The following is a 26,315-nucleotide window of genomic DNA, read 5'->3' as shown; positions in this document are numbered from 1 at the left end:
TCAGCCCCGGAGTCGCACCGGCAGCCGGGTCAGCCCGCGCATCAGGATGCTGGTGCGCCAGCTCAGCTCGTCCGGCCCGGCGGCCAGCGCCAGGTCGGGGAACCGGGCGAGCAGCGTCCGGAACGCGACGTCACCCTCCAGCCGGGCCAGGGGTGCGCCGAGGCAGTGGTGCAGCCCGAAGCCGAAGGCCAGGTGACCGGTCGTGTCGCGGTGCGGGTCGAGGTCGTCGGCGGCCGGGAACCGGTCGGGGTCGCGGTCGGCGGACGCCAGGGCGACCAGCACCACCTCGTCGGCCGGGATGGTGCACCCGCCGATCTCCACCGGCTCGGTGGTGTGGCGGAAGGTGGCCAGGTTGACGGGGCCGTCGAAGCGGAGGAACTCCTCCACCGCGCGCGGGACCAGGTCGGGGTCGGCGCGCAGCTCGGCGAGCCGGTCGGGAGCCCGGAGCAGGGCGAGCACGCCGTTGCCGATCAGGTTGACCGTCGTCTCGTGACCGGCCACCAGCAGCAGGAACGCCATCGACACCGTCTCGTCGGCCGAGAGCCGGTCGGCGTCGTCCGAGGCGGCGACGATCGCCGACAGCATGTCGTCGGCCGGCCGCGCCCGCTTCTCCGCCACCAGGCCACCGAGGTACTGCGCGATGGCCAGACCCGCGGCGGTGCGGTCGGCGCCGGTGCCGTCGGAGGACAGCAGGGTGTTGGACCACCGGCGGAACGTCGTCCGTTCGGTGTCGGGCACCCCGAGCAGGTCGCAGATGACGCTCATGGGCAGCGGGAAGGCGAAGGCGTCGAGCAGGTCGACCTCCGGCGGCCCGGCGGCCATCCGGTCGGCGAGGTCGGCGGCGAGCGCCTCGATGCGCGGTCGCATCCCGGCGATCGCGCGCATCGTGAAGGCCCGGCTCACCAGCTTCCGCAGCCGGGTGTGGTCCGGCGGGTCGGAGCTGAGCATGTGCCGGCCGAGCTCCTGGGCGAACACGGCGCGGCGCTCCGGTGGCACGGGGTGCCGGTCCAGCACCCTGGCGAAGCCGGTGGCGTCCTTGGCCAGGCGCGGGTCGTTGAGCGCCCGCCGCGCGTCGTCGTAGCGGGTCACGATCCAGACCGGGAGGCCCACCGGCGTGCGCGCCCGCGCGACCGGGCCCTCGGCGCGGAGCCGGGCGTAGAGGGCGTACGGATCGGCGAAGAAGGCCGCGTCCAGTTCCACCACGTCGTCGGCGGTCCGGACGGCGCCTGATCGAGCGTCTCCCATCGCCCGAGGCTCCTCGGGGGTGGGGATCGGCACAACCCCCGCCGCGCCGGCCCCGCGCAGCGGCCACGACCGGTCAGAGTCCAACGGCTCTGGTCGCGTCAGGTCGGGAGAGCCATCGTTCCGAAAACGCACCGTCTCGCGCGCGCTGCACGGAGGAACGTCTCGTCCGGCGACGTGGGATCGGTGGGGGAGCGCCGGCTCTGCACCGGTCAGCGCGTCGCGCAGGGCTCGCCGCGGCGGTCGCCCGGGTACCTCGCCCCGGCGGTCGCCCGGGGTACCTCGCCCCGAGGTCGACCCCCAGGCCGTCGAGACTCGCCCCCCGGGCGCCCGCGACCCGCCGACCCGGGCACCGGACCGGCCGCGCTGCCGGCCGACATCCTCCGACCGACGATGCGGATCGGGAAACACCATGGCTCGCTCCACTCCTGCACGTCGTCGCGGCGTCGTCGTCGCGACAGCCCTGCTCCTCCTCGGACTTCCGCCCGCGGCGGCCGCCCACCCCGACGGTCCGCGCGGCTCACGGGACCCGGGGGTGGTCCTCGCCTGGAACGCGATCGCCTGGCGCACCATCGGTGTCGAGGGCCAGAAGGCCGCGCCGGTGGCGCAGTTCTACCTCGGCCTCGTGTCGACGGCCGTCTACACAACGCGGTCGTGACGGTCGAGGGCGACGGCGAACCGACGCTCGACCAGCCGCGCGTCGGCTGAACGACGGGCGGCACCTCGGCCGCGGGGTGGCCGAGCACGTCGTCGACGGCTGGTTCTCGTCCACACACGGAGGACACGACTGAGACGGGTCAGCCGGCGTCCAGCAGCCCCAGCCGCTCCAGCACCCCGACCAGGTACAGCCGCCGGGGCCGGATCAACCCGGGCACGTTGCACCACCCGGAGCCGGCCACCTCCGCCATCCGGCCGAGCGCGCGGTCGACCGCGGCTCGTGCGTCCTCCGGCAGCTGCGCGTAGACCTCGACGAGCTGCGCGCCGGTCAGCTCCGGCAGCCGGCGCGCGCCGGTCACCGCAGCGACCGCATCGTCCACGGGGCCCACGACGGCGGCCGGCGGCAGGGGCACCGGTGCGGTCACCGGCGGGGGAGCGGCGTCCGCCGCCCGGGGCCGCTGCGCCGCAGGACCCCCGCCCGCGAGCAGTCTGCGCAGGTAGGCACCGGGGTTCTTGATCTCGGAGAACCGCGCGGAGATCTCCCGCAGGGCGGCGTCGAGCACGTCCGGGTCGGCGGTCCGGACTACGGACTCGGCGTCGAACACGCCCCACTGCCCGAGGAGGGCGACCACCTCGGCCATCGGCAGCCCGGCGACGGCGGTCGCTGCCGGCGGCATCGCCGGACGGGACCCGTCGAGCGCAGACCCGGTCGACGGCGGCGTCAGCCGCGCGTCGGCGGACGAGAGGGATGAATGATCGTCATTCATCCCATCCTCATGACGGTGACTGCGGACGCCGGTGTCGGAGAACCTGTCACCGGTGCGACCTGCGGGTTCCAGCCCGACGTCAGGTTCGCTGACACCGGTCGGCCCGATGTCAGCTTTCCCGACACCGGCTGTCGGGACACCGGTGTCAGCTCCCGTGACGACGGTGGAGGGGTCACCCAGCGGGCGGTCACTGTGCGTGAGGGTCTGCCGGCGTTCGACCGCGCGGTACAGCTCGGGGCAGAGCACGTACCGGCCGCGGCCGAACCGGTCGGGACGCCCGCCCACGCCGCGGGCCTGCTGGCGGTCGAGGAAGCCGGCCTGCTCCAGCTGGGTGACCAGCTCGCCGGCCTTCTGCCGGCTGCAGCCCAGCTGCTCGGCGAGCTTCGTGGCGTTGGTGTCGACGACGAGCCGGAAGCCGTCGTCGCCGGCCATGCAGATCAGGGTGAACAGCGCCGAGAACAACCGGACACCCAGCGCCTTCTGCAGCTGCAGGGCGGCCTCGGGCATGACGGTCACCTTCAGCCCGCCACCGGGAGCGAGCCCGTCTGTGGTGTAGGCCGCGATGGTCTTGGTGACCTCGAAGACGAGCGACGGCCGGGCGACCGTCGGCGTGCTGTCCCCCGGGCGCGGGGGAGCGGAGTGGGGCGTCATTGGCGTCTTTCCGGGCGCAGGGCGCACGGCACCGCGGGAGCGGACACGTGCGTCCTGAAGGAACAACGAAGACATCCCGGACGGACCACTGCTAGCCTCGTGGTGTCGACTCCGCAGGCTCTCAGAGTCCGTCGGGCGTGCGTGGCATCAGCTTGGGGCTGGTGCCACGTCTCGTTTCTGGAGGGATGTCAGCTCACGACGTCCCTCTCGGGACGACGGCGGCCCGCATCACGCGGCGTCGGTGACGACGTCCGGCACGGTCAGCGTGGTCACCAGCAGCGAGGCGACCGGCTCCGGGTAGTCGCGCAGGTACTCCACCAGGCCGCTCGGGTCGTCGAGGAGCTCGACGTCGCCGTCCCGGTCGATGACGACCAGACCGTTCCAGCCGGGCCGCAGCCGCTTGCGCTTGAGCCGCAGCGCGTCGCTGAGCCGGCGCAGCTGCTCGCCGCGGACACCGAGCCGGTGCGCGGCCATCGCGAAGCGGCCGACGGCCAGGTCGCTGGTCGAGTACAGGACCGGACGGGTGTCCCCGCGGCTGCGGCGCTGCTCGGCGCCGAGGACGCCGGCGCGCTCGAAGGTGTCCAGCTCGGTCGCCGTCAGCCCGAGGTCGGTCTCGACCTGTGCGCGGGTGTAGAAGCCCGGCTCACGGGAGGTGCGGCGGGCCCGGGTGGGGGCCGTGGTGCTGGTCGCCAAGGGACCTCCTCGACTCGCGTTGATCATTCCCCCGCATCCTGGCACGGGCCGCGGGGCAGCCCGGCGCGACTCGCGGGGCCCGTCCCGGTAGTTCACCGGTGCCGGTCGGCTCTCGTCCCACTCGGGGGGTTCACCCCGGAAGCCGTCCGCACACGCGCGGCTGCTCGGGGGAGGATGTCCCCGAGTTGCGCAACGAAGGGGAGTATTACGCAAGGGTGTCGGAGGGCGATCGACCCCAGTTACGCAAAGAGGCGAATGCTGGTCCATTGCGTAAACGCTGTGGGGTTGGCTGTGCCGCGTTGTTCCCGGTACGGCTCTGCGGAAGACTGTTGCGCAACAGTGGACGAGGGGGTTTGCGCACCATGACCGATCCGCCGGCCGATGACGGGGCGGCCGTCGGCGGCGACGGGGACTTCCTGACGGTCGAGCAGATGGCCCAGCTCCGCCGGGTCACCCCTGCCGCCATCCGGGCGCAGCTGCGGGCCGGCACCCTCGCCGGGCACCAGGTGCTCCAGGGACAGCGGACGGTCTGGCGGATCCCGGCGGGCGCGGCCCGGCGCTCCCCGGAGACGTCGGGAGGATCCCCGCCCCGGACTCCGCGGGATCCGGAGGCGGCGCGCTCCTCCGCGCCGGCGACCCCGTCCGTTCCGCAGCCGGTGCCGTCGGCGCCCGGGCGGGAGGCTCCCACCGCGCCGGCCGCGGTGCCGTCCGCTCCGGTGCCGTCCGCCCGGCTCGAGGCCCTCGAGTCCGAGGTGCGCCGGCTGCGACGGCAGCTGTCGGCGCTGGCCGAGGCGCACCGCCGGCTGCTCGACGCCCTGACCGCCGACCTGCATCGCGACGCTCCCGGCTGATCGGTGCCGCGGTGCGCGCACGCGTCCCTGGTCCGCCTCCGCGGGGGCGGCGGGCCGGCTCAGCGCGCCACGGGCGGTGTCGCGTCGGTCAGGTGCTGCACGATCCCCCCGAGCAGGGTCACCCGGTCCGCGGCGGGCACCTGCTCGATGCCGAACCCGAGCAGTACGGTGTCGTCGGTGGTGATCGCCGCCCCCACCTGTGACTGCGCTCGCTGGAAGTCGTCGGCGTTCCCCGGGCTGCCCGCCGGGGCGCCGGGTGTCGCCCACGGCCCGAGGCCGGTCTCGAAGGCCTCCGGCTCGACCTCCGTGCCGCCGATCGTCACCCGCGTGCGGTCCACGAACACCCCGGCTCCGCCGATGAACGGGTCGGTGACGTAGCTGATCGCCACCTCGACCTGCCCGCCGGCGTAGGCGGAGAGGTCGAACCGGACCTCCTGCCAGCCCGCGGAGGTGCCGGTGATCCGGTTCCACGCGCCCGTGGTCCCGGTCGGCGTGCAGGGAGCGCCGCCCGTGAGGTAGTGGCCGAGGAACGGGTGCAGCTCGAGCAGGGCCCCGGACTCGCACTCCGCCGGCGGAGTGGTGTCGCTCCGCCCGCCGGCCTCCGGCAGCGTCGTCCAGGCGTCGGTGCCGACGGGGTGGGCCTCGACGATGACGTTGTCGTAGCCGGCCTCGACGTCGTGGGACAGCGCGAACTCCAGCGCCGGCGCCTGCGCGGCGGTGACCCCGGTGAGGTCGACCGTGCGGCTGAGCCGCATGTAGGCGCCGTCGGCGTGCGCCGCGGCGGCGAACCAGCTGCCCTCGAACGTCTCCAGGTTGCTCGGCGACCCGCCCCGGTACAGGGCCGACACGGCGCTCGCGAACTGGGGGAAGCGCGCCACGGGGAGGACGGCGCTGGTCGGCAGGAACGTCCCGGCCTCGTCGACGGCGTTGGTCGGCGTGCCGGGCACCGTCGTGCTCGTGCCGGTGATCGGCACCCCGGTCGCCTCCACGGTCTGCGGCGCCGCCCGCGGCGACCGGGTGTAGGCGCCCAGGTAGTACTGCGCGAAGTCGTCGGCGAGCAGCAGGCAGTCGCTGAACGGATCGCCGGTCACCACGCAGTCCTGCTCCGGCGCGCCGTCCAGGCCGTAGTAGATGCCGCCGATCGCCGTGCCCAGCGTGCCGTGGTACGCGGCCGTCTCACCGGTGAGCGCGAGGGTGCCGCCACCGTTGAGGTAGTCCCGGACGGCGAGGGTCAGGAACTGCTGGCGCTCGGCGACCGCCGCGTCCTCCAGTTCCTCCCCCAGGACCACGGTCACGACGTCCTCGGCGTCCTGGGTCAGCCGGTTGTCGCCGAGGTACCAGACGACGCTGTCGAAGTGGCCGAGCACCCCGAGGTCGTGCGGCACGCCCTGGGCCGAGACGTCCCACACGGCCGAGCTCGTGCCGGCCGCCGTCAGCGCGTCGACGTGCTGCTGGGCGTACCGGGGGGCGGTGACCGCACCCGGGGTGCCGGGGTTGTAGCCCTCGTAGTCCTCGTTGGCCAGCACGAGCACCTCCCCGCCCTCCCGGGCCACGGTGTAGGTGAACCGCTCGCTGCTCACCGGACCGCCGTCGGGCCGCACGCCGGTGAACCACACCTCCACCGTGTCGCCCGTTCGGGCACCGGTGACCTCGCCGCGGAACTCGGCGTAGTAGACGTCGCCCTCGTCGCCGTAGCGCTCGCCACCCTCCCACTCCTGCACGGGAGCGCGTTGCTCGGCGCCGCCGGAGACGCGGTACCGCAGGTCGAGCGTGCGCAGGTCGCGCCGGGCGGTGACGGCGACCGTCTGGGGGCTGCCGTAGGAGACGGTGAACGGGTCGAGGACGAAGTCCGGCACCGTGCGGCCCACGACCGAGACGGGGTGGGACGGGTCCTGCGCCGACCGGGCGACCGCGAGCGCGAAGGGCAGGTTCTTGGCGAACTCCGCCTGCACCAGCGGCTCGGAGTCGGGGAACTCGAAGACGCTGGCGCAGGCGTCGGGCTCGAAGGGGTCCGCCGGGTCGGCGCCGCTGGCCGTCTGGCAGGTCGACATCTCCGGCGTGAACGCCAGCGTGCCGTAGACCTGCTGGGCGTGCTCGGTGGTCTCGCCGTTGGTGGTGTAGAGCTCGGCCGAGATGTCCGGGTCGTAGCCGGCGACCGCGGGGTTCGCGTCGTCCCCGGCCATGGCCTCGTAGAGCACGTCGTCCGGCGTGGGGGTGGCCACCTGCCAGCCGGTGCCGTAGAGCAGGAGTTCCGCCGCGGAGTGGTAGTTGACGAGGAACTCGAAGCCGATCCGGCGCATGAGGCCGTCCAGGGCCTGGGTCTCCGGTTCGGATGCCGGGGCCGGACCGCGGAAGGTCTCGCTCTCCGGCGCCGAGGAGGAGCCCTCCTCGTCGTAGCCGAACCGGGTCGCGAAGTTGCGGTTGAGGTCGACGCCGTCCACCCCGGTGATCGCGCCGTCGCCGTCGTTGTCCCGCAGGTTCTTCCGCCACAGCCGGTCGGTGGTGAAGGTGTGGTCGTAGCCGTCCGGGTTCAGCACCGGGACGAACCACAGCTCGGTGCGGTCGAGCACACCGCGGATCTCCGGGTCGCTGCCGGATGCGTCCAGCACGTGGCGCATGAGCCGTCGGGTCATCTCCGGGGTGATCCACTCGCGGGCGTGCTGCGCCGAGGCGTAGAGCACGGCGGGGCGCTGCCCGTCGGGCACCAGCCCGGCGTCCGCCGTCACCTTGAACGCGAGGATCTCCTGGCCGTTGACCGACCGGCCGATGACGACCTGCTCCACCAGGTCGGGGTGCGCGGCCGCCAGCGCGACGAACTCCTCCCGGAGCCCGCCCGCCCCGCTCCACGGGCGGAACACGCCGGTCGCGGCCGCGGCCCGGGCGGCCGCGGCGCGCGCCTGCAACGGGACCCCCTGCGCGATCAGCGTGGCCGCCGCGCGCCGGCCCAGCACGATCTCCACCCGCATCGAGCCGGGTGCCGAGCCGGGGGCGGTCAGCACCTCGCGGCGCTCGACGCCGCTGGCCATCACGAGGGCGAGCTGGTCGGCCGTCAGCTCGGCCGTGTAGGCGGCCGGGCCTGCGTGGCCGGCCGAGGGCGCGGCGGTCGCCGCGGGCGCGGTACCGGCCAGCAGGCTCAGGGCCAGCAGCACGACCGGGACGAGTGCGGGCACCGGCCCGCGGGGAGCGCGCTCGCGTGTACGCACCGTGCCGACCGTGAAGAGCGCCATGTCGACCGTCCAGAGCGGAAAGGCGGGAGAGGCGGGGAAGGCGACACAGCGTCCTCGCCTCGCGCTCGCGCCACAAGGCGACAGCGGGCACTCCCGGCGTGGCGACTCGCCGGCGGGGGCGCCGTGACGTTCCGGTGACGCCGCCGCCCTAGCGTCCGGAGGAGTCGGAGGGGGGAGTGGCAGTGGAGCAGGACGCCCGGCAGGCGATCGTCCGCCGCTTCTTCGAGGAGGGCTGGAACGCCGCGGACGCGGCGGCGGTCAGCGACATCATCGACGAGGGCTACGTCTCCAACGACGGCCTGTTCTTCTCGACCGACACCGACGTGGTGGGCGGGCTGGAGCGGCTCAGCGGCGCCGACGCGTTCGCGGAGCACATCCGCCAGTACCAGGCCCTCTACGACGGCCTCCGCTTCACCGTCCGGCGGATGGTCGCCGACGCCGGTGCGGTCATCACCGTGTGGGAGCCGAGCGGCACCACGAGGGACAAGACCTTCACCGACCGCGGCGGCAACGAGCGGCCGTACCGGCTGGAGGGCGAAGGCGTCAGCATCACCGAGGTCGTCGACGGGAAGATCACCCGGCACGACCTCTTCTGGAAGCGGGACCCGCTCTTCCCGTGACCGGGCCACCGCCGCCGGCGCCCGTCGCTAGCGCCGCTGGTCGTCGCCCGCCGAGGGGTCGACGAAGCCGGTCCGGTAGGCCCACACGACCGCCTGGGTGCGGTCACGGACGCCGAGCTTGGCCAGGATGCTCTTGACGTGCGTCTTGACCGTCTCCGGCGAGAGCCAGACCCGGCCGGCGATCTCGGCGTTGGACAGGCCGTCGGCGATGGCGCGGAGGATGTCGGCCTCGCGCTCGGTGAGGTGCGCGGCCAGCTGGAGCCGCTCCCGGTCGGGTGCCCGCCGGCCGGCGTAGGCGGCCAGGAGCCGGCGGGTGACGGCCGGCGCGACCAGTGCGTCCCCGGCGGCGACGGTCCGGATGCCGTCGATGAGCTGCTCCGGTGTGGCCCGCTTCAGGAGGAAGCCGTCGGCCCCCGCCTCCAGGGCGTCGTCGACCACGTCGTCCAGGTCGAACGTGGTGAGGACGAGCACCCTCGGCCGCCGTGGCCAGGAGGCGATCTCCCGGGTGGCCTGGACGCCGTCCACCCGCGGCATCCGGACGTCCATGAGGACCACGTCGGGGTGCAGCGTGCGGGCGCGCTCCACGGCCTCCCGCCCGTCGGCCGCCTCGCCGACGACCGTGATGTCCTCCTCGGCGTCGAGCAGGGCGCGCAGCCCGCTGCGGACGAGGACGTCGTCGTCGGCGAGCAGGACGCCGATCACGGGGCCACCGCCGCGCCGACGGGCAGCACCGCGCGCACCCGGAACCCGCCGTCCACCGGCGCGGCCTCCAGCTCGCCGCCCTCGAGCCGGGCCCGCTCGCGCATGTTGACCAGCCCGTGCCCCGGTACCGGAGCGGGGAGCGGCGGGCACTCGTTGAGGACCTCGAGCAGGAGCTGGGAACCGCTCCGCCGCAGCTCGATCCGGATCCGGCCGGACGGCGTGTGGCGGACGGCGTTGGTCAGGGCCTCCTGGGCGATCCGGTAGACCGCCCGGGCGGCTCCGGCCGGTACCTCGACCTCGTTGGTCCGCAGCTCCACCTGACGGCCGGTCGCCCGGATCCGCTCGGCCATCTCCTCCAGGTCGGCCAGCGTCGGCGCGAACGGCTCCGCCGTCCCGCCCCGGTCGGGCTGGAGCACCCGGAGCAGCCGGTTCAGCTCGTCGAGCGCCGCCCGCCCCGCCGTCTCGATGGATCCCAGCGCCTCGTGCGCGTAGGCCGGGTTGTCCGCGAACACCCGCCGTCCGACGCCGGCCTGCAGGACCATCACGTTGACCGTGTGCCCGAGCGAGTCGTGCAGCTCGCGGGCCAGCCGGCCGCGTTCCTGCGCGAGGAGGCGCTCGGCCTCCAGCGCCTGTCTCCGGCTCTCGGCCGCGTGGGCGGCCTCGGCGGCCACCGCGCGCGTCTGCCGGCTGGCGAGGGCTCCGGCGAGCGTGGCCACGAGGAAGCTGACCATGATCGAGGGCAGCGCGCTCACCGGGTCGCCGTGGTCGAAGGCCACGTAGCCGGCGACGCCCAGCGCCGCGAGGGCGGTGGCCGCCGCCCGGAGCCGGCGCCCGCCGACCACGAAGCAGCTGAACAGGGCGAACCAGGCCGGCCAGGCGAGGAAGTCGATCGGTGAGCCGGCGGCCGCCGTCGCCACGATGGCCAGGCTGGCTCCGGCCTGCGCCACCAGCGGCGCCGTCTGGCGCCAGATCAGCGCCAGCGGCCCGGCGGCGGCGACGACGAGCGTGACCGCGTCCGTCGGCTCGTAGGGAGGCCCGGCAGGCATCGCGAGGACCAGGCCGACCGAGACGACGGCCATGGCGACGGCGAGCACCGCGTCCCCGCGGGTGCCGCTCCAGGGCCGGCGCGCACGCGACGGGGCCGCGATCGGGGTCGTCGACGTCGACACCTCCCATCGTGTCCCCGCGGGCGGCGGAAGGCGACACCCCTGGGAGTCGGCCGGGGTCCCTCGCGCGAGGGAGGCGACGGGCCGGCGCGGGGTGCCGGCGGTTCCGGACGGACCACTCGCGCGGGGCCCCCGATCGCTCCGTCCGAGGCTCGTGGCGGGCCGCGCCGGCGGAGAGGGTGGTCCTGCACGACCCCGGCACAGGAACCTCCAGCCGGCTCACCCCCTGCGCCCGCTCGAGCGCTCCGACCGGGAGGGCCGAAGTGGCCACTTCGGCCCTCCCGGCGCTCCTCGACCCGTCGATCCCCACTGGAGGGACGCCATGACCACCGACCCCGCACCCGAGTGGCCGACCGCGCAGGCCTGGCCCGCGCCCCCCGGCTGGCCGGCGCCGTCCCGCCGGACCACCCGCACCCGGCGGGTCGCCGCCGGCCTCGCGGGCGCCCTGCTGCTCCTGCCCGGCCTCGGGCTGCTCGCCGGCGGAGGGACCCTGCTGTGGGCCCACTCGCTGGACCGGTCGGACGGCTTCGTCGTCTCGCCGCGGGACGGCTTCACGTCCGCGGGCCACGCGCTGGTGAGCGACCGCATCGACCTCGCCGCCGCACCCGACTGGCTGCCCCTGCCCGACAGCCTGGGCACCGCCCGGCTCGAGGTGACCGGCACCGGAGCGGGCGAGGTGTTCGTGGGCGTCGCCGCGGCCACCGACGTGGCGGAGTACCTCGACGGCGTCCAGCGGACCGTCGTCGACGGCCTGGGCTTCGACGGGCCGGCGAGCCGCAGCGACGAGCTGCCCGGCGGCGCGCCGGCGGCGCTCCCCGGCGACCAGGACTTCTGGATCGCGGCGGCCGCCGGTGCGGGCACCCAGGAGGTCACCTGGGAGCCGGCGGACGGCGAGTGGGCCTTCGTGGTGATGAACGCCGACGGCTCGGCGGGGGTGGACGTCGAGGCCCGGATCGGTGCCGAGGCACCCGCGCTCGGCGGCGTCGGCTGGGCCGCGCTGGTCGTCGGCTCGGTGCTGACCGTCCCCGCCGCGCGCCTGCTGGTCCGGGCGTCCCGGCGGCCGGAGGACCCGTCGGTGCAGTACCGGCAGCCGCAGTGGGACTGGTCCACGCCCCGGGCGCCGGTCTCCTGACGCACCTCCGCAGTCGACGGGCCCCCCACGGCGACCGTGCCGTGGGGGGCCACCCGTGCCCGAGGGGGACGATGTGCCCTGGGCTGCTCGGGGACACCGGTGTCCCCTGGTCCGCAGCCCACGGGACGCCGCTGGGCGTAGGGAGCCCTGGAGGCGGGGCGATGCGGACCGAACTGGTGGGACGACGGCACGAGCTCGCCCTGCTCGTCGACTGCCTCGACGGGGCCATCGCCGGCCGGGCGCGCCTCGTGCTGTGCCGAGGCGAGCCGGGGATCGGCAAGACGAGGCTCACCGAGGAACTGGGCGCGCTCGCCGGTTCCCGGGACGTCGCCACGGCCTGGGGTGCGACCGCTGAGGCGACGGGGGCCCCGCCGTTCTGGCCGTGGCGCCAGGTCCTGCGCGCGCTGGCCGACTCCGTCGACCTCCGGGCCGTCGCCGCGGCATCCCGGCTGGAGGCGGACCTCGGTTCCCTGGCACCCGACCTCTTCCCCGACGGGCCGGGCCGCACCGAGGTCGGCCCCTCCGACGTCACGCGCTTCCGGTCGTTCGACGCGGTCGCCCGGCTCCTGCGGGAGGTCACCCGCGCCCGGCCGGTGCTCGTCGTCCTCGACGACCTCCACCGCGCCGACCCGGCCTCGCTCCTGCTGCTCCGGCACGTCGTCGGGACGATGGCCGGCCAGCGGCTCCTCGTCGTCGCCACCCACCGGGACACCGAGCCGGTCGCGCCCGTCGTGACCGAGCTGCGACTCGAGCCGGTCACCGAGGTGCTGCACCTGCGCGGTCTCCCCGCCCCGGCCGTCGGCGCCCAGCTGACCGCGCTCCTCGGACGGAGCCTCAGCGACGGCGACGTCGAGCGGGTGCACGCCCGGACCGGGGGCAACCCGTTCTTCGTCCGCGAGGTCGCCCGGACGCTGGGGGACCCGCGGGCGGGGGCCGCGGACGCGCCCGTCCCGGACGGCGTGCGGGCGGCGATCGCGGCGCGGCTGGGGCGGCTGTCGGCCGGCTCGGCGCGGGCGCTGGCCGCGGCGTCGGTCATCGGGCGGGAGTTCGCCGCGCCCACGGTCGCCCGGGTGCTCGACGTCCCGGTGCTGGCGTGCCTGACCGTGCTGGACGAGGCGGCGGCGGCCGGGATGGTGGAGGCCACCGCGGTGGCGGGGCGGTTCCGGTTCCCGCACGACCTGGTCCACGACGCGGTGGAGGCGGACCTCGGCACGTCCGAGCGGGTGCGACTGCACCGCCGCGCGGCCGAGGCCCTCGAGCCCCCGCTCGACGGGACGTCGGACGGCCGGCTCGCCGACCTCGCCCGGCACTGGGCGGTCGCCGCCGTGGCGGGCGAGCGCGCCCGCGCCGCCGCCTGGATCCGGCGGGCGGCGGAGGAGGCCGGGCACCGCCTGGCCTACGAGGAGGCCGCCCGGCTCTACCGCCTCGCGGTGACGGTCGGCGCGGGAGACCTCGACGACGGCCTCCGGTGCCGGCTCCTGATCGACGCCGGCACGGCGCTCCGACTGGCCGGAGACCTCTCCGAACGGCCGACCGTCAGCCGCCAGGCCGCCGCCATCGCCCGCCGGCTCGGACGGGCCGACCTGCTGGCGGAGGCGGCCGTCGTGCTCGAGGGCGGGTTGCCCGACGTGGAGTCGGAGGTGACCCTCCGCCGGTGGTGCGAGGAGGCGCTGGCCGGCATGGAACCCCACCCCTCCGCGCTCCGGGCCAGGGTGCTGGCGACCCTCTCCGACACCTGCATGTACCTGGGCGACGTCGATGCCGCGCGCGCCGCCAGCGGGCAGGCGCTCACCGCGGCCGAGGCGTCCGGCGACCCGTCCACCCTGGCGGCCGCGATCCGCGCCCGGCAGCTGGTGGCGACGGGTCCGGACGGCGTCGACGAGCGGTCGGACCTGGCCGAGCGCATGGCCGCGCTCGGCAGCGTCACCCGGGACCCCCGCACGCGGATGTGGGCGCACCTGTGGCGGATCGACGTCGCCTTCCAGCACGGGGATCTGACCGCCGTGGACCGGGAGATCGGACCGCTGGCGCAGTGCGCCGAGGAGGTCCGCAGCCCGGTGGCGCGGTGGCACGTGCTGCAGTGCCGCGCCGTGCTGGCCCAGTCGCGGGCCCGCTTCGCCGACGCGCGCCGGCTGGCCGACGACGCCCTGGCCGCGCTCCCGCCGTCCGCCACCGGTCACGGGTCGGCGGTCATCAACCGCACCGGCCTGCTGGCCGGGGTCGCACTGCACACCGGCGACGAGGCGGACCTGACCGGGCTGCGGCCGCCGGGCCGTCCGGGTGCCGACGGCGGTGACCTGGACTTCCCGACCGAGGAGGTGATCTTCTCCGCCGCCGCGGCGTACCTGCTGGCGGTCACCGGTCGGTTGCCGGAGGCCGCCACGGTCCACCGCCGGCTGGGGCCACCCGCCGGCTGGCGGCCGATCCCGCACACCACGACGGTCTGCTTCACCTTCGGGATCGGCACCGCGATCGCCCTCGACCTGCGGGACGACGTCGCGGTCCTGCGCGAGCGGCTGGCCCCCTTCCGCGGCCAGCACGCCGTCAGCGGAGCCGGCGCCATCGCCTACGACGGCCCGGTGGACCTGTACCTGGGGATGGCCGCCGGCCACCTCGGCCGGCACGACGAGGCGATCGCCGACCTCGAGTCGGCCGTCCGGGCCTCCACGGCCAACGGCGCGGCCGGGTTCGCCGTCCAGGCCGGGTACGAGCTGGCGGCCGTGCTGGCCCGCCGCGGCCGGACCGGTGACCGCACCCGTGCGCGGCGGCTGGCCGCCGACGCGGCGGAGCGGGCCACGGCGCTCGGCATGCGCCCGTGGGCGGACCGGGCCCGCGACCTGGCCCGGCGGCTCGACGGCGGGCGGGCCGATCCGCTCACCGCCCGGGAGCGGGAGGTGGCCGCCCTCGTCGCGGAGGGCCTGACGAACCGGCAGATCGCTGGCCGCCTCCACCTCTCCGAGCGCACCGCGCAGAACCACGTCCAGCACATCCTCACCAAGCTGGGCCTGGCCAACCGGAGCCAGCTCGCCGTCCGCACCGTGCGGGGGACGATCCGCGCGGACGGGTAGTGCCGCCGCCGGCTCAGCTCAGGCCGGAGTGCGGGCCGGGAGCGCCGCCGCGACGGCGTCCTCCAGGCTGGTGGCCGGATGACCGAGGACCGCCTCGAGATCCCCGGTCTGGTACTCGAACCCGCCGGTGCGGATGAACGGGCCGATCCCCAGCATCCCGATGATCCCCTCGTCCTCGTCGACGTCGCGGTGGACCACCGGGCGGCCGCTGAGCCCGGTCAGCACGGCGGCCAGCTGCGGGTACGTCCAGAGCCGGCCGGTGAAGTCGTAGGCCCTCCCGAAGCGGTTCCCGTCGGTGAGGACGACGGCGGCCGCCTCGGCGAGGTCGGCGCGGGTCGCCGTGTTCAGCCCGCGCCCACGCGTGCTGCTGATCAGCTCGCCCGTCTCGATCGCGGCGGCGAGGTCGGGGCTGATGAAGAAGTCCGAGTAGATGGGGTGCCTGAGCACGGTGGCGGGCAGCCCGCACCGCAGGATCGCCTGTTCACCGGCGTGGTGCTCGCCGAGGACCCCCTCCTCGACCACGTCGGCCCCCAGCCCGCTGGTGTAGGCGATGCCGCCGACACCCGCGTCCAGCGCGGCGGCGACGACGTTGCGGTGCTGGGGGATGCGGGCGCCCAGGTCGGTACCGGAGACGTACAGGAGCCGGTCCGCGCCGTCGAACGCCGTCCGGAGACTCTCCGGCCGGTCGTAGTCCCCGAGACGGACGTCGACCCCCCGCTCGGCGAGGTCCGCGGCGCTCGCGGGGTTCCGGACCGCGACGGCGACCTCGGCCGCGGGCACGCGCTCCAGCAGGCGCTCGACCACGAGCCGGCCGTACTGACCGGTGGCTGCTGACACGACGATCATGACGACTCCCGAGAAACGCAGGCCGCGAGGGGCCCTCTGGTCGTCCCGGAAGGGGCACCGGGACGGCTCCACCTTGACCGGCCCGCCCGTCCGGGACATCCGCCGAACTACTCATCCGCGCCCGGTCACCGGCTGAGCTCGGCCTCCTCGTCCACCCGGGCCAGCTTGTGCGGGTTGCGGACCGCGTAGACCCGGGTGATCCGGCCGTCCTCGATCGCCAGGCTCACCACGGTGTCCAGCTCGCCGTCGACGTCGATGCGTGCCGCCGGGCCGCCGTTGAGCCACACCGGCACGACCTCCAGGCTGACCGGCAGCCGGACCAGGCCGGCCAGGAGTGCGGCCACCCGGGCGGCACCCTGGATCGGGCGGCGGGCCGCGGCGACCACACCGCCGCCGTCGGCCACGACGACGACGTCGGGCGCCAGCACAGCCAGCAGCCCCTGCAGGTCGCCGCCGCGGACCGCGGCCAGGAACCGTGCCACGACGGCCTCCCGCTCGGCCCGGCTCACCTGCACCCGCGGCCGCCGCGCGGCCACGTGCTCGTGGGCGCGGTGCGCGATCTGCCGCACCGCCGCCGGCGACCTGCCGATCGTCTCGGCGATCTCGTCGTACGGCGTCTCGAACACCTCGCGGAGCACGAACACCGCCCGCTCGGTGGGGCCGAGGGTCTCCAGCACGGTCAGCATCGCGAAGGAGACGCTCTCGGCGAGCTCGACGTCCTCGGCCACGTCGGGGCTGGTGAGCAGCGGCTCGGGCAGCCACTCGCCGACGTACTCCTCGCGCCGCCGGGCCAGCGTGCGCAGCCGGTTGAGCGCCTGCCGGGTGACGATCCGCACCAGGTAGGCCCGCGGGTCGCGGACGTCGGCCCGGGCCGCGTCCCCGAGGTCAGCCCACCGCAGCCAGGCCTCCTGGACGACGTCCTCCGCGTCGGCGGCGGAGCCGAGCATCTCGTAGGCGACCGTGAACAGCAGGCTGCGGTGGGCGACGAACGGGTCGTCGGTCATGCCGGCTGCACTGCCCCGTCCGGCCGCGCCAGCGGCGCCAGGCCGCACGAGGCCGCGAGGCCCGCGGCCTCGATGCCGAGGGCGACGTTCGAGCGCGCGTACAGGTTGGCCAGCGCGACGAACGTGGTGAGCTCGACGAGGGCCGGCGCGCCCAGCCGGTCCAGGAGCCGGGCGGAGAGCTCGTCGGTGACGGTCGGCGGCGTCTGCGACATGGCCTCGGCGTACTCCAGGACGTCGCGCTCCAGCGGGGTGAACACGTCGGACTCGCGCCACCGCGGCACCTCGCGGGCCTTGGCCTCGTCGAGCCCCTTGTTGTGCGCTTCGAAGTACCCCAGGTCCAGGCAGAACGAGCAGCCGATCAGCGCCGCCACCGCCATGTGGGCGTAGGACTTCAGGTCCTCGTCGCACGCGTGCCACCGCGCGGACCTCCGGCCCAGGCCGAAGCTGAACCGCAGCACCGGCCGGTGGTGCCACAGGACGCCGAGGGCCTCGGGCACCTCGCCGAGCATCTTCCTGCTGACCCCCTTGAGGACGGCGCCGTAGACGCCGGTGATCTCGGCCGGGGGGACGCGGGTGGTGCTGGTCATGTCTCCTCCTCGCTGCTGGTCTCGACATGGAGACACCGGCCGCGGCCGATCCGTGACAGCCTCCGGCGGATCTCCTCGGCCGCAGGTCACCTCACCGTCCGACCTTGACCGTTCCCGGCCACCCGGCGAAGCATGATGCCCCGCGGGGGGCCGAGTGCCGGGGGGACGTGCCGTGACCACTTCCACGCTGCGCCATGAGCTGGACGATCTCCGTGCCCGCGTGGCGGGCACCGTGACCGCGCCGGGCGACCCGCGGTACGACGAGGCCCGTGCCATCTGGAACGGGATGATCGACCGCAGACCGGCCGCCGTGGTCCGGGCGTCGAGCGCGGACGACGTCGCACCCACCATCGCCTTCGCCCGGGAGCACGGGCTCGCCCTGGCCGTGCGCGGAGGTGGGCACAACGTCGCAGGCAACGGCTCGGTCGACGACGGGATCGTGCTCGACCTCGCCGACCTGTCCGCCGTGACGGTGGACCCGGCGACGGCGACCGTGCGCGTGGAGGCGGGTGCCACCCTGGCCCACATCGACGCAGCCACCGAGCCGCACGGGCTGGTCGTGCCGATGGGGGTGGTGTCGAGCACCGGGATCGCGGGGCTCACCCTCGGCGGGGGCGTCGGCTGGCTGACCCGGGCCCACGGGCTGGCCGCCGACAACCTGGTCTCGGTGGACCTGGTGACGGCCGACGGGCGGCAGCTCACCGTCGACGAGACGCACGACCCCGAGCTCTTCTGGGCCCTGCACGGCGGCGGCGGCAACTTCGGGGTGGTCACCGCCTTCACCTTCCGCGGGCACCGGCACGGCCCGCAGCTGTTCGCCGGCAACCTGGTGTTCGGGCCGGACCGCTGGCGGCAGGCGTGGGCGGCGCTGGAGGAGTGGACGCGCGACCTGCCGGACGCGATGCAGGCGATCACGACGACGTTGACCCCGCCACCCGTCGCCGAGATGGGGGACGAGCCCCTGCTGTTCATCGGCTTCGCGTGGGCCTCACCCGACCGTGCCGCGGGCGAGGCCCACGTCGGACGGTTGCGCGCGCTCGCCCCGCCCGACCAGGAGGAGATCGGCGACATGCGGTGGGTCGAGTGGCAGGCCGTCTTCGACCCGCTGTTCCCCAAGGGATCGCGGGCGTACTGGCGCAACACCTCCTTCGACCGGCTGGACGCCGACGTGGTCGACGTGCTGGTCGGCCGCGGAACGGAGCAGACCTGGTCCGGCACCGCGTTCGACGTCCACCACATGGGTGGCGCGTTCGGCCGGGTGGCGGAGGGCGCCACGCCGTTCCCCAACCGGGCCGCCCGGTTCTGGCTCAACATCTACGGGTTCTGGACCGACCCGGCCGACGACGACGAGCGGGTCGGGTTCGTCCGCGGCATGTCCGCCGACATGGAGCCGTTCGCGACCGGGGGCCACTACGCCAACTTCCAGGGCCTCGAGCCGGCCGGCCACCGCGGCTTCGACCCCCGCACGGTCTTCGGACCCGCGAAGTACCAGCGGCTCGTCGAGGTGAAGCGCCGCCACGACCCCGGGAACGTCTTCCACGTCAACCAGAACATCCCTCCCGGCTGAGAGCTCCGGTCGGCTCCGCGGTAGGACGTCCCGGACCGCGGCCGCCCCGCCCCGGAGCGGCGGTGGCGCTGCCGAGGACGACGAGCACGGCTCAGTCGCCGATCAGCGCGAGCTGCTTGTTGATCTCGCGCGGGTTGGAGTCGCCGGCCACCTTCTGCAGGAACGGCGTGTGGTCGAAGACGAAGTCGCGCACCGCCCGCAGCGGCGCCGGCGCGTGGTGGAACACCTTTCCGAGCACCCAGGCCATCTGCACCTGCCTGGCCGTGTGCGGCTTGCGCGGGGCCTCGTAGGACTGCAGCGCCCGCTGGACGGCGGCGAGGTCGGTGAGGTCGACGCCGCGGAGGGCCCGGCCGAGGAAGTAGCCGTCCTCGATCGACATGCCGGCGCCGTACGCGGCGTAGGGGGAGGTCGGGTGCGCGGCGTCGCCGACGAGCGTGGCGCGCCCCTTCGACCACTGCTTCAGCGGGGGGCGGTCGCGCAGCACCCAGCGCTGGACGTTCTCCGGCTCCGTCGCGGCGATCAGGCCGGGGAGCGGAGCGGGGAACTCCGCGGCGAGCTCGGTGGCCGACGCCTTGAGGTCCGCCGGAGCCGGGGCCTCGGGGTCGGTGGCGGTGAGCACCCACCACTGGTGGCCGTCACGGCCCTTGTGCCGGATCGACGTCCAGCTGCCCTGGGTCGTCCGGCTGTGGGTGAGGACGCACGTGTTCGGCACGGTCCCCGGGACCTCGGCGAAGGTGAAGCCGCCGAAGATGTGCAGCCGGTGCTCGCGCTTGGGCGCGTCGCCCCACAGGGTGCGGCGCACCAGGGAGTCGATGCCGTCGGCCCCGATCAGCACGTCGTGCTCGGCCCTGCTGCCGTCGGCGAAGTGCAGCGTGACGGCCCGGTCGTCCTGCTCGATCCGGTCCACCTGCTGGTCGAAGCGGATCACCCCGCCCGGGATCGCGGCGAGCATCCGCTCGTAGAGCTCCGGGCGGAGCAGGCCGATGAAGCCACCGCCGAAGGCCCGCTGCACGTCCTCGTCGAGCTTGACGTCGACGCGGACCCGGCCCCGGACGTTGCGGAACTCCGAGTGAGTCGGCGCGCCGAGGTCGTCGGTGTCCACGCCGAGCGCACGCAGCGCCTTCAGCGGCGGCGGCCACAGGTTGAGGATGTTGCCGGCCGGCCGTGCCTCCCGGTAGCGCTCGTAGACGACGACGTCGTGGCCGGCCCTGATCGCTCCGAGCGCGGCGGCCATGCCGGCCGGCCCGGCACCGAGGACCGCGACGCGGCCACGGGCGGCGGACGGGGAGGAAGGGGTCACGGGACGCTCCGTCGTGTCGACTGAAACAGTAGCGTGCGCTATTGTTGACGGCGGACTGTAGTGCCCGCTCCAGCCGGGGAGGATGGGCGCCATGGGTGCTGCCGACTCGATCCCGTCCGCCGACCTCGAGGTGCGCCCGCCCAAGCAGCGCCGCAGCCGCGAGGCGTGGAACCGGGTGCTCGACGCCGGCGTGGGGCTCCTCGAGGACGGCGGCTACGACGCCTTCACGATCGCGGCGGTCTGCGAGCGCGCGCAGGTCGCCCCTCCCGCCATCTACGCGCGCACGACCAGCAAGGACGGGCTGTTCCTCGCCGTCTACGAGCACGGCATCGCCGGCATCCGCGCCGAGCAGGCGGTCTTCTCCGACGCCGCGCACTGGTCCGGGCTGGCTCCCGCTGCGCTGGTCCGCGAGGCCGTCGCCCAGCTCGTCGGCATCTCGCTGCGGCACCGGCGCTTCCTGCGCGCCGTCGTGCTCGTCTCCGGCGTCCACCCCGACGTCCAGGCGCGCGGCGGGCACTACGTGCACGAGCTCGCCGGCCTGTTCGCCGGCGTCGTCCTGCGCGCCCGGGAGGCGATCACGCACGACGACCCGGAGCGCGCCGTGCGCAGCTGCTTCGGTTCGACGTTCTCGACGACGATCCTGCGGCTGGCCTACGGTCCCGGCTTCACCACGCCGGAGCCGGTCGGCGACGCCGCGTTCGTCGCCGACCTGGGGGAGACGGCGGTGCGCTACCTGCTCGGCGACGTCCCGGGCTGAGCGGCCTCGGTACGGTCAGTGCCGGACGCGGTAGCGCAGGTGGGTCGCGTCGCGGCCGTCGAGCCGCCGGACCAGCTCCAGCTCGACGCGCCGGCCGTCCCCGGCGTCGAACAGCCGGCGGCCGGCGCCCAGCAGGACCGGGACGAGGTGGATCTCCAGCTCGTCGAGCTGGCCCGCCCTGAGCAGGGCCTGCGCCGCGCCCGCGCCGTGCACCATGACGGCACGGTCGCCCGCGTCGGCCCGGGCCGCACGGGCGCACTCGGGGACGTCGGTGTGGAACGTCGTGGTGCCCGGCGGTACGTCACCGTCGTCGACGTGGTGGGTCAGCACGTGGATCGGCACGCCGTCGTGGTGGTCGCCGTTCCAGCGACCGGCGAGCTCGAAGGTGCGCCGTCCGGAGATCACGGCGCCGGTGGCCATGGCCTCGGCGAACACCTGCCCGTTCGGCCCCGGAGACATGCGGTCGTCGAGCCAGTTGAACAACCGCCCGCCGTCGCGGCCGAGCTCCTGCCCCGGCCGGTCGTCCGGTCCGGCGATGAAGCCGTCCAGCGACATCGACATGTAGAGCCGGATGGGCGCGGTCATCGGTCCGGCCAGTCGGCGGCGGTCAGGCCCTGGGGGTGACCCGGTGGCCACTGGACCAGCTCGATCCGGTTGCCGTCCGGATCGGTGATCCACGTCGTCCGGAGCTCGCCCGAGCCGTCCGGCGAGCCGGGCGGCTCCGCGTCGACGCCCCGGGCGGCGAGGTCGGCGATGGTCGTGTCCAGCGACTCCACCGAGATCACGAGATGGCTGAGCCGGGTACCGGGGCCGATCTCACCCCGGGCGGGATCGTGGACCAGCTCGATGGTGACGACGTCGTCGCCGGGCAGCTTGAGCATGGTCAGGTGCCCGATCTCGGTCTCGGGGACGGTCCCCACCACCTCGTACCCGACGGCCGTGTAGAAGGCGAGCGACCGCTCGAGGTCGGCCACCCGGAGTCCGAGGTGCGAGGTCCTCATCGGGGTGCTCCCGTCGTCGTGGTGGGCCGGACGAGAGGGGAGACCGGCCGGGACCCCGGTGCTCATCGGTCCGGCCGTGGTCACCGCTGGACGGGAGGGGCCTGGAGCAGCGTCCGGGCGGTGGTCGCGGCGTGCGCGGCGGCCTGCCGGACGTCGAGCCGGCGGTGCCCGGTGGAGAGGATCTCGACGCCCCAGGGGCCGCGCCAGCCGGCGGTGCGCAGGGCGGTGACGACGCCGGGCAGGTCGAAGGACCCCTCGCCGCAGTAGCGACGCCGGTCCACGGTGTCCTCGAACAGCGTGCCGACGACGTCGGCGTCGGCGTCGTCGAGCTCCACGCCGACGATCCGGTGCAGCGGGAGCGCCGCGAGCTCGGCCGCCGGCGTGCCGGCACGCTCGACGTGCCAGACGTCGACGACGACCCCGCCTGCGGGGTGGCCGGCCTCCTCGACGAGTCGCAGCGCGTCGGCGGCGGTCGGGATGTTGGACCAGGGCAGGAACTCGATGCCCAGCCGGGCCCCGGCGTCGGCGGCCTGGGCGGCGAGCAGCGCGAACTCGGCCGCCCAGTGCCCGGGGTCCCACGGCGCCCCGCTGGTGTCGGGGGTGACCTTGAGGTGGCGGGCGCCGAGCGCCTCGGCGGCGGTCAGGACGAACCGGCGCAGCCCGTCCGACCGGGCCCGCTCCGCGCCCTCGCTCCACCAGTCGGGCAGCCCCTCCAGCTCCAGGTGGACGATGCCGTTGTCGGCCAGCATCGCCCGGACGCCGGCCAGGCCGTGCTCCCGCTCGGCGACGGCCAGGTCGACGGCGAGCACCCCGAAGCCGGTGAACCCCGCGGCGGCCGCCGCCTCGATCCGCTCCCGCAGCGGGACCGGGCTGCGCCAGTCCTCCCGTGACGGCGCAGCGTCGCCTGCCGTCGTCCAGCAGGTGGCCAGCAGCTCCTCGGCGGCGGTTCCGTCGTCCATCTCCGCTCGTGGTCCTCAGTCAGAGGGCGCTGGCGCGCCGCTGGGTGTGAGCGGTGAGCTCGGCGTCCAGCGCGTCGGGGGTCCAGCGGGCCTGCAGCGCGCGGAGGACCAGCTCGGCCTGGCTCTCGGGCGCCAGGCCGCCGATCGGCTGGTCGCGGTCGAGGTTGGTCGGGAACGCGTACCCCTCGGCGGCGGCGGCGACCACGTTGCGCAGCGTGCGCTCGTCGGTGCCGCGGCCGGCCAGCTCCAGCAGCGTCGGGTAGACCGCGCGGACCATCGCCGTCCGGTCGACGGTCTCCATCGCCCGGCCGAAGGCGGAGGACACCTGCAGCAGGTTGGCCATGCGGCGCACGTCGGCCGACCGGTTGGTGCCGGCGCCGTGGAAGAGCGCCGGGTTGAAGAACGCGGCGTCGCCCTTCTCCAGCGGCAGCTGCACGAAGTGCTCGTCGAAGTAGGCGGTGAACTCCGGCTGGTGGAACCCCACGTAGCCGGGGGCGTACTTCTGCGAGTGCGGCAGGTACATCGTCGGGCCCGTGACCACCGGCATGTCGCAGTGCGCCACCGCGCCCTGCAGGGTCATGGCGGGGGAGAGGCGGTGCACGTGCGCCGGGTAGGCCAGCGCCTGCTGCTCCGACATGAAGCCCAGGTGGTAGTCGCGGTGCGCGACCTGGGCCTTCCCGCCGGGGTTGACCACGTTGACCTGGCTGGTCACCTGGTAGTTCGGGCCCAGCCACGCCTCGGACACCAGCGCGATGACGTCGTTGCCGTAGTACGCGGCGAAGGCCTCCGGGTCGCGGACGGCGAACTTGTCCAGCGCACCCCAGACGCGGTCGTTGGCGCCGGGCGTGGCGAAGTGGTCCCCGCCGACCACGCCCGCCGCCTTCTGCTCGGCGATCATCGACTCGAAGACGGCGGTGGCCCGGTCGACGACGGCGGGATCGGGGAAGGCGCCGGCGAAGACGACGATGCCGGGCCCGTCGGTGAGGGCGCGGGCGAGCTCGGCCTGGACCTCGCGCCGCCCCTCCGGGGTGGCGGCGTGCTCGCGCAGCCGGGAGCCGTAGACCAGGACGTTCTCGCGCACCTCGTCGGCGTGGGGGTGGTCGGCCAGGTCGGTCGGGGTCTCGACGACGGCGCGGAAGTCGGTCAGGCGGCAGTCCTCGGCGGTGAACCAGCCGGAGCCGGTGCGGGTGGTGGCCGGTGCGGGCATGACGGCGTCCTTCCGGAGGGGGTGGGTGGACCGAGCCTGACGGAGCCGGCGACGGACCCACAACCTCGCCGGGCCATCATTTCCCCCTCAGAATGGCCCCGTGCCGCACCCGTACCCGATCCGCGAGATCGCCCGGCAGGCCGGCCTGTCCGAGGCGACCGTCGACCGTGTCCTCAACCGGCGCGGCGGCGTCCGGCAGAGCACGGTGGACGAGGTGCACCGCGCGATCGCCGACCTGGACCGGCAGCGGTCGCAGGTGCGGCTGACCGGCCGGACGTTCTTCCTCGACGTGGTCGTCGACGCGCCCGCCCGCTTCTCGCAGGCGGTGCGGGCCGCGCTGGAGTCCCAGCTGCCGCTGGTGCGCCCGGCCACCTTCCGCGCGCGGTTCCACCTCGCCGAGGCCCCGCCGATCCCGGAGCTGGTGGCCACGCTGGACGGCATCGCGCGGCGCGGCTCGCAGGGCGTCGTCCTCAAGGCCCCCGACACCCCGCCGGTCGTCGCGGCGGTGGAGCGGCTGGCCGAGGCCGGGGTCCCCGTCGTCACGCTGGTCACCGACCTGCCGACCAGCCGCCGGGTCGGCTACGTCGGCCTGGACAACCGGGCCGCCGGGGCCACCGCGGCCTACCTGCTCGACCAGTGGCTCGGCGACGACGGCGGCGCGGTGCTGGTCACCCGCGGAACCGGCTCCTTCCGCGGCGAGGACGACCGCGAGATGGGTTTCCGCGCGACCCTGCGGCAGGTGCGGCCCGGCCGGCGCCAGGTCGACCTGGTCGACCCCAGCGGGGACGACGAGGTCCTGCGCGGTCTGGTCCGCGAGGCGCTCGACGCCGATCCGGAGATCGCCGCCGCCTACTCGCTGTACGCCACCGGCGGCAACGCCGCGACCCTCGCCGCCTTCGCCGACGCCGGGCGGCGCTGCCGCGCGTTCGTGGCCCACGACCTGGACGCCGAGAACCTCGCGCTGCTCCAGGAGGGGCGGCTGTCGGCGGTGCTGCACCACGACCTCGCCCTCGACCTGCGCCGCGCCTGCCACGTGGTCATGCAGGCCCACGGTGCGCTCCCCGGCGCGCCGCGCTCCTGGTACTCCGGCGTCCAGGTGGTCACCCCGCACAACGTGCCCGCCGATGCCCTGTCCGGGCGCTGAGGCATTGATGGGTATTTGAGGGATCGGCGACGTTGACGCTGCTGTGGTGGCGGCCACAGCCTTGACCCCGACGCGGCCCGCACCGGCGGGCCGGCCAGGGAGTCGGGGAGGCCGTCGTGGGGCTGGACGTCGGGGTCATCGGGGTGGGCATGATCGGCCAGGAGCACATCCGCCGCCTGGACGGCGGCCCCGGCGGCAGCCGGGTGGTCGCCGTCGCCGACGCGGACGCCGACCGCGCCGCCGCCGTGGCCGGGCAGCTCCCGGACGCGAAGGCGCTGCCCACCGGCGAGGAGCTGATCGCCTCGGACGCGGTCGACGCCGTCGTCGTCACCTCGTGGGGGCCGACGCACGAGCCGTACGTGCTCGCGGCCGTCGCCGCCGGCAAGCCGGTGTTCTGCGAGAAGCCGCTGGCCACCACGGAGGAGGCCTGCCGCCGGATCGTGGACGCGGAGGTCGCCGCCGGCCGCCGGCTGGTCCAGGTCGGCTTCAACCGGCGCTACGACCCGGCGCACCGTGCTCTCAAGCAGGCGCTGGACGGCGGCGCCATCGGCGCTCCGCTGCTGGTGCACTGCGCGCACCGCAACGCCTCGGTGCCCCCGCACTACACGCGGGACATGTCGATCGCCGACACCGCGGTCCACGAGATCGACGAGCTGCGCTGGCTGCTCGGCCGCGAGATCGCCGCCGTGCAGGTGCTCACCCCGCGCAAGAGCAGCCGCGGCGGCGAGCTGCAGGACCCGCTGCTGGTGCTGTTCGAGATGTCCGACGGCGTGCTGGTCGACGTCGAGGTGTCGGTCAACGTCCACTACGGCTACGAGATCCGCTGCGAGGTGTCCGGGGAGACCGGCACCGTCGAGCTGGCCGACCCCGCGCCGGTGACCATCCGCCGCGAGGGCGCCGTCGCCGGCCTCGTCCCCGGCGACTGGCGGGAGCGCTTCGCCCTCTCCTACGACGTCGAGCTGCGGGAGTGGGCGGGCACCGCCGCCGCCGCGCAGCCGCCGCAGGGACCGGGCGCCTGGGACGGCTACGTCGCGCAGGTCGTCTCGGATGCCGCGCTGCGGTCCCTGCACTCCGGCGGCCGGGTCCCGGTCGAGCTGCCGCCCCGCCCGGACCTGTACGCGTCTCCGACGTCGTGACGCCCCCCGGACCGAGGTCCGACCGCGCCCG

The 26,315-nt window shown here is 75.1% G+C and carries 23 protein-coding genes; 9 read left to right on the top strand and 14 right to left on the bottom strand.

Annotated elements, in window-relative coordinates; genetic code table 11:
• Positions 1-1,245, bottom strand: coding sequence for a cytochrome P450 family protein (locus MY526_RS02155; RefSeq protein WP_436689449.1), 1,245 nt, complete (start codon positions 1,243-1,245; stop codon positions 1-3).
• 409 nt (positions 1,246-1,654) lie between these two features.
• Between MY526_RS02155 and MY526_RS02150 the strand changes: the two genes are divergently transcribed.
• On the top strand, positions 1,655-1,900 hold the full coding sequence (locus MY526_RS02150) for a hypothetical protein (RefSeq protein ID WP_436689451.1): 246 nt from the start codon (positions 1,655-1,657) through the stop codon (positions 1,898-1,900).
• Between the two features lie 139 nt (positions 1,901-2,039).
• On the opposite strand, the gene MY526_RS02145 is transcribed toward MY526_RS02150, so the two are convergent.
• Complete coding sequence (locus tag MY526_RS02145; RefSeq protein WP_436703137.1) at positions 2,040-3,317, bottom strand: hypothetical protein; 1,278 nt, start codon at positions 3,315-3,317, stop codon at positions 2,040-2,042.
• A gap of 228 nt (positions 3,318-3,545) precedes the next feature.
• Entirely contained in the window at positions 3,546-4,010 is a 465-nt protein-coding gene (locus tag MY526_RS02140) for a hypothetical protein (protein ID WP_436689454.1), read from the bottom strand.
• A gap of 362 nt (positions 4,011-4,372) precedes the next feature.
• Between MY526_RS02140 and MY526_RS02135 the strand changes: the two genes are divergently transcribed.
• The gene (locus MY526_RS02135) at positions 4,373-4,861 is read left to right on the top strand and encodes a hypothetical protein (RefSeq protein WP_436703136.1); all 489 of its coding nucleotides are present in this window, start codon (positions 4,373-4,375) and stop codon (positions 4,859-4,861) included.
• Positions 4,862-4,920: 59 nt separating this feature from the next.
• Here the strand turns inward: MY526_RS02135 and MY526_RS02130 are convergent, their stop codons facing one another.
• Entirely contained in the window at positions 4,921-8,088 is a 3,168-nt protein-coding gene (locus tag MY526_RS02130; protein ID WP_436689458.1) for a M14 family zinc carboxypeptidase, read from the bottom strand.
• Positions 8,089-8,264: 176 nt separating this feature from the next.
• On the opposite strand from MY526_RS02130, the gene MY526_RS02125 reads away from it, so the two are divergent.
• Positions 8,265-8,708, top strand: a complete 444-nt coding sequence (locus tag MY526_RS02125) for a nuclear transport factor 2 family protein (protein ID WP_436689460.1) — start codon at positions 8,265-8,267, stop codon at positions 8,706-8,708.
• Between the two features lie 27 nt (positions 8,709-8,735).
• Here the strand turns inward: MY526_RS02125 and MY526_RS02120 are convergent, their stop codons facing one another.
• Positions 8,736-9,410, bottom strand: a complete 675-nt coding sequence (locus MY526_RS02120) for a response regulator (protein WP_436689462.1) — start codon at positions 9,408-9,410, stop codon at positions 8,736-8,738.
• Positions 9,407-10,579 (bottom strand): sensor histidine kinase, encoded by a 1,173-nt coding sequence (locus MY526_RS02115; RefSeq protein ID WP_436703135.1) that lies wholly within the window; start codon positions 10,577-10,579, stop codon positions 9,407-9,409. Before MY526_RS02115 ends, MY526_RS02120 begins: the two co-directional genes overlap by 4 nt.
• Positions 10,580-10,898: 319 nt before the next feature.
• On the opposite strand from MY526_RS02115, the gene MY526_RS02110 reads away from it, so the two are divergent.
• Together MY526_RS02110 and MY526_RS02105 are read left to right on the top strand one after the other, a co-directional pair.
• Positions 10,899-11,708 (top strand): hypothetical protein, encoded by an 810-nt coding sequence (locus tag MY526_RS02110; protein ID WP_436703134.1) that lies wholly within the window; start codon positions 10,899-10,901, stop codon positions 11,706-11,708.
• A 161-nt stretch (positions 11,709-11,869) separates the two neighbouring features.
• Positions 11,870-14,776: an ATP-binding protein gene (locus MY526_RS02105; protein ID WP_436703133.1), complete on the top strand. Its 2,907-nt coding sequence runs from the start codon at positions 11,870-11,872 to the stop codon at positions 14,774-14,776.
• Positions 14,777-14,794: 18 nt separating this feature from the next.
• Here MY526_RS02105 and MY526_RS02100 read toward each other — a convergent pair whose 3' ends face one another.
• The 3 genes from MY526_RS02100 to MY526_RS02090 form a co-directional block, all read right to left on the bottom strand.
• Positions 14,795-15,622 (bottom strand): NAD(P)H-binding protein, encoded by an 828-nt coding sequence (locus MY526_RS02100; RefSeq protein WP_436703132.1) that lies wholly within the window; start codon positions 15,620-15,622, stop codon positions 14,795-14,797.
• Between the two features lie 125 nt (positions 15,623-15,747).
• Positions 15,748-16,626 (bottom strand): RNA polymerase sigma-70 factor, encoded by an 879-nt coding sequence (locus MY526_RS02095; protein ID WP_436703131.1) that lies wholly within the window; start codon positions 16,624-16,626, stop codon positions 15,748-15,750.
• Positions 16,623-17,213: a carboxymuconolactone decarboxylase family protein gene (locus tag MY526_RS02090; RefSeq protein ID WP_436689473.1), complete on the bottom strand. Its 591-nt coding sequence runs from the start codon at positions 17,211-17,213 to the stop codon at positions 16,623-16,625. The genes MY526_RS02095 and MY526_RS02090 overlap by 4 nt, the downstream gene beginning before the upstream one ends.
• A 172-nt stretch (positions 17,214-17,385) precedes the next feature.
• Between MY526_RS02090 and MY526_RS02085 the strand changes: the two genes are divergently transcribed.
• The gene (locus tag MY526_RS02085) at positions 17,386-18,780 is read left to right on the top strand and encodes an FAD-binding oxidoreductase (RefSeq protein ID WP_436703130.1); all 1,395 of its coding nucleotides are present in this window, start codon (positions 17,386-17,388) and stop codon (positions 18,778-18,780) included.
• A gap of 91 nt (positions 18,781-18,871) precedes the next feature.
• Here MY526_RS02085 and MY526_RS02080 read toward each other — a convergent pair whose 3' ends face one another.
• On the bottom strand, positions 18,872-20,080 hold the full coding sequence (locus tag MY526_RS02080; protein ID WP_436703129.1) for an FAD-dependent oxidoreductase: 1,209 nt from the start codon (positions 20,078-20,080) through the stop codon (positions 18,872-18,874).
• A gap of 91 nt (positions 20,081-20,171) precedes the next feature.
• Here MY526_RS02080 and MY526_RS02075 point away from each other — a divergent pair, with 91 nt between their 5' ends.
• On the top strand, positions 20,172-20,837 hold the full coding sequence (locus MY526_RS02075; protein WP_436703128.1) for a TetR/AcrR family transcriptional regulator: 666 nt from the start codon (positions 20,172-20,174) through the stop codon (positions 20,835-20,837).
• A 15-nt stretch (positions 20,838-20,852) separates the two neighbouring features.
• Here MY526_RS02075 and MY526_RS02070 read toward each other — a convergent pair whose 3' ends face one another.
• The 4 genes from MY526_RS02070 to MY526_RS02055 all read right to left on the bottom strand — a co-directional run bounded on the left by MY526_RS02070 (position 20,853) and on the right by MY526_RS02055 (position 24,004).
• A complete protein-coding gene (locus tag MY526_RS02070) occupies positions 20,853-21,422 on the bottom strand; it encodes a dihydrofolate reductase family protein (RefSeq protein ID WP_436703127.1) in 570 nt (189 codons plus the stop codon).
• Positions 21,419-21,838, bottom strand: a complete 420-nt coding sequence (locus MY526_RS02065; protein ID WP_436689483.1) for a VOC family protein — start codon at positions 21,836-21,838, stop codon at positions 21,419-21,421. The genes MY526_RS02070 and MY526_RS02065 overlap by 4 nt, the downstream gene beginning before the upstream one ends.
• A gap of 80 nt (positions 21,839-21,918) precedes the next feature.
• The gene (locus tag MY526_RS02060; protein ID WP_436703126.1) at positions 21,919-22,797 is read right to left on the bottom strand and encodes a sugar phosphate isomerase/epimerase family protein; all 879 of its coding nucleotides are present in this window, start codon (positions 22,795-22,797) and stop codon (positions 21,919-21,921) included.
• Positions 22,798-22,816: 19 nt separating this feature from the next.
• On the bottom strand, positions 22,817-24,004 hold the full coding sequence (locus tag MY526_RS02055) for a phytanoyl-CoA dioxygenase family protein (protein WP_436689487.1): 1,188 nt from the start codon (positions 24,002-24,004) through the stop codon (positions 22,817-22,819).
• A gap of 100 nt (positions 24,005-24,104) precedes the next feature.
• Between MY526_RS02055 and MY526_RS02050 the strand changes: the two genes are divergently transcribed.
• Positions 24,105-25,148: a LacI family DNA-binding transcriptional regulator gene (locus MY526_RS02050; RefSeq protein ID WP_436703125.1), complete on the top strand. Its 1,044-nt coding sequence runs from the start codon at positions 24,105-24,107 to the stop codon at positions 25,146-25,148.
• Positions 25,149-25,264: 116 nt separating this feature from the next.
• Positions 25,265-26,284: a Gfo/Idh/MocA family oxidoreductase gene (locus MY526_RS02045; RefSeq protein WP_436703124.1), complete on the top strand. Its 1,020-nt coding sequence runs from the start codon at positions 25,265-25,267 to the stop codon at positions 26,282-26,284.
• The last annotated feature ends 31 nt before the right edge of the window (positions 26,285-26,315 follow it).

Source organism: Geodermatophilus sp. CPCC 205761, from assembly GCF_051383655.1.
GTDB lineage: Bacteria > Actinomycetota > Actinomycetes > Mycobacteriales > Geodermatophilaceae > Geodermatophilus.
Note: the sequence above shows the minus strand (reverse complement) of the source record. Positions and strands in the feature narration are given on the sequence as shown.

Coding starts and splice junctions, on each gene's coding strand:
- MY526_RS02155 (WP_436689449.1), bottom strand. CDS start 1,245: ATGGGAGACGCTCGATCAGGCGCCGTCCGGACCGCCGACGACGTGGTG.
- MY526_RS02150 (WP_436689451.1), top strand. CDS start 1,655: ATGGCTCGCTCCACTCCTGCACGTCGTCGCGGCGTCGTCGTCGCGACA.
- MY526_RS02145 (WP_436703137.1), bottom strand. CDS start 3,317: ATGACGCCCCACTCCGCTCCCCCGCGCCCGGGGGACAGCACGCCGACG.
- MY526_RS02135 (WP_436703136.1), top strand. CDS start 4,373: ATGACCGATCCGCCGGCCGATGACGGGGCGGCCGTCGGCGGCGACGGG.
- MY526_RS02130 (WP_436689458.1), bottom strand. CDS start 8,088: ATGGCGCTCTTCACGGTCGGCACGGTGCGTACACGCGAGCGCGCTCCC.
- MY526_RS02110 (WP_436703134.1), top strand. CDS start 10,899: ATGACCACCGACCCCGCACCCGAGTGGCCGACCGCGCAGGCCTGGCCC.
- MY526_RS02105 (WP_436703133.1), top strand. CDS start 11,870: ATGCGGACCGAACTGGTGGGACGACGGCACGAGCTCGCCCTGCTCGTC.
- MY526_RS02100 (WP_436703132.1), bottom strand. CDS start 15,622: ATGATCGTCGTGTCAGCAGCCACCGGTCAGTACGGCCGGCTCGTGGTC.
- MY526_RS02095 (WP_436703131.1), bottom strand. CDS start 16,626: ATGACCGACGACCCGTTCGTCGCCCACCGCAGCCTGCTGTTCACGGTC.
- MY526_RS02090 (WP_436689473.1), bottom strand. CDS start 17,213: ATGACCAGCACCACCCGCGTCCCCCCGGCCGAGATCACCGGCGTCTAC.
- MY526_RS02075 (WP_436703128.1), top strand. CDS start 20,172: ATGGGTGCTGCCGACTCGATCCCGTCCGCCGACCTCGAGGTGCGCCCG.
- MY526_RS02070 (WP_436703127.1), bottom strand. CDS start 21,422: ATGACCGCGCCCATCCGGCTCTACATGTCGATGTCGCTGGACGGCTTC.
- MY526_RS02065 (WP_436689483.1), bottom strand. CDS start 21,838: ATGAGGACCTCGCACCTCGGACTCCGGGTGGCCGACCTCGAGCGGTCG.
- MY526_RS02060 (WP_436703126.1), bottom strand. CDS start 22,797: ATGGACGACGGAACCGCCGCCGAGGAGCTGCTGGCCACCTGCTGGACG.
- MY526_RS02055 (WP_436689487.1), bottom strand. CDS start 24,004: ATGCCCGCACCGGCCACCACCCGCACCGGCTCCGGCTGGTTCACCGCC.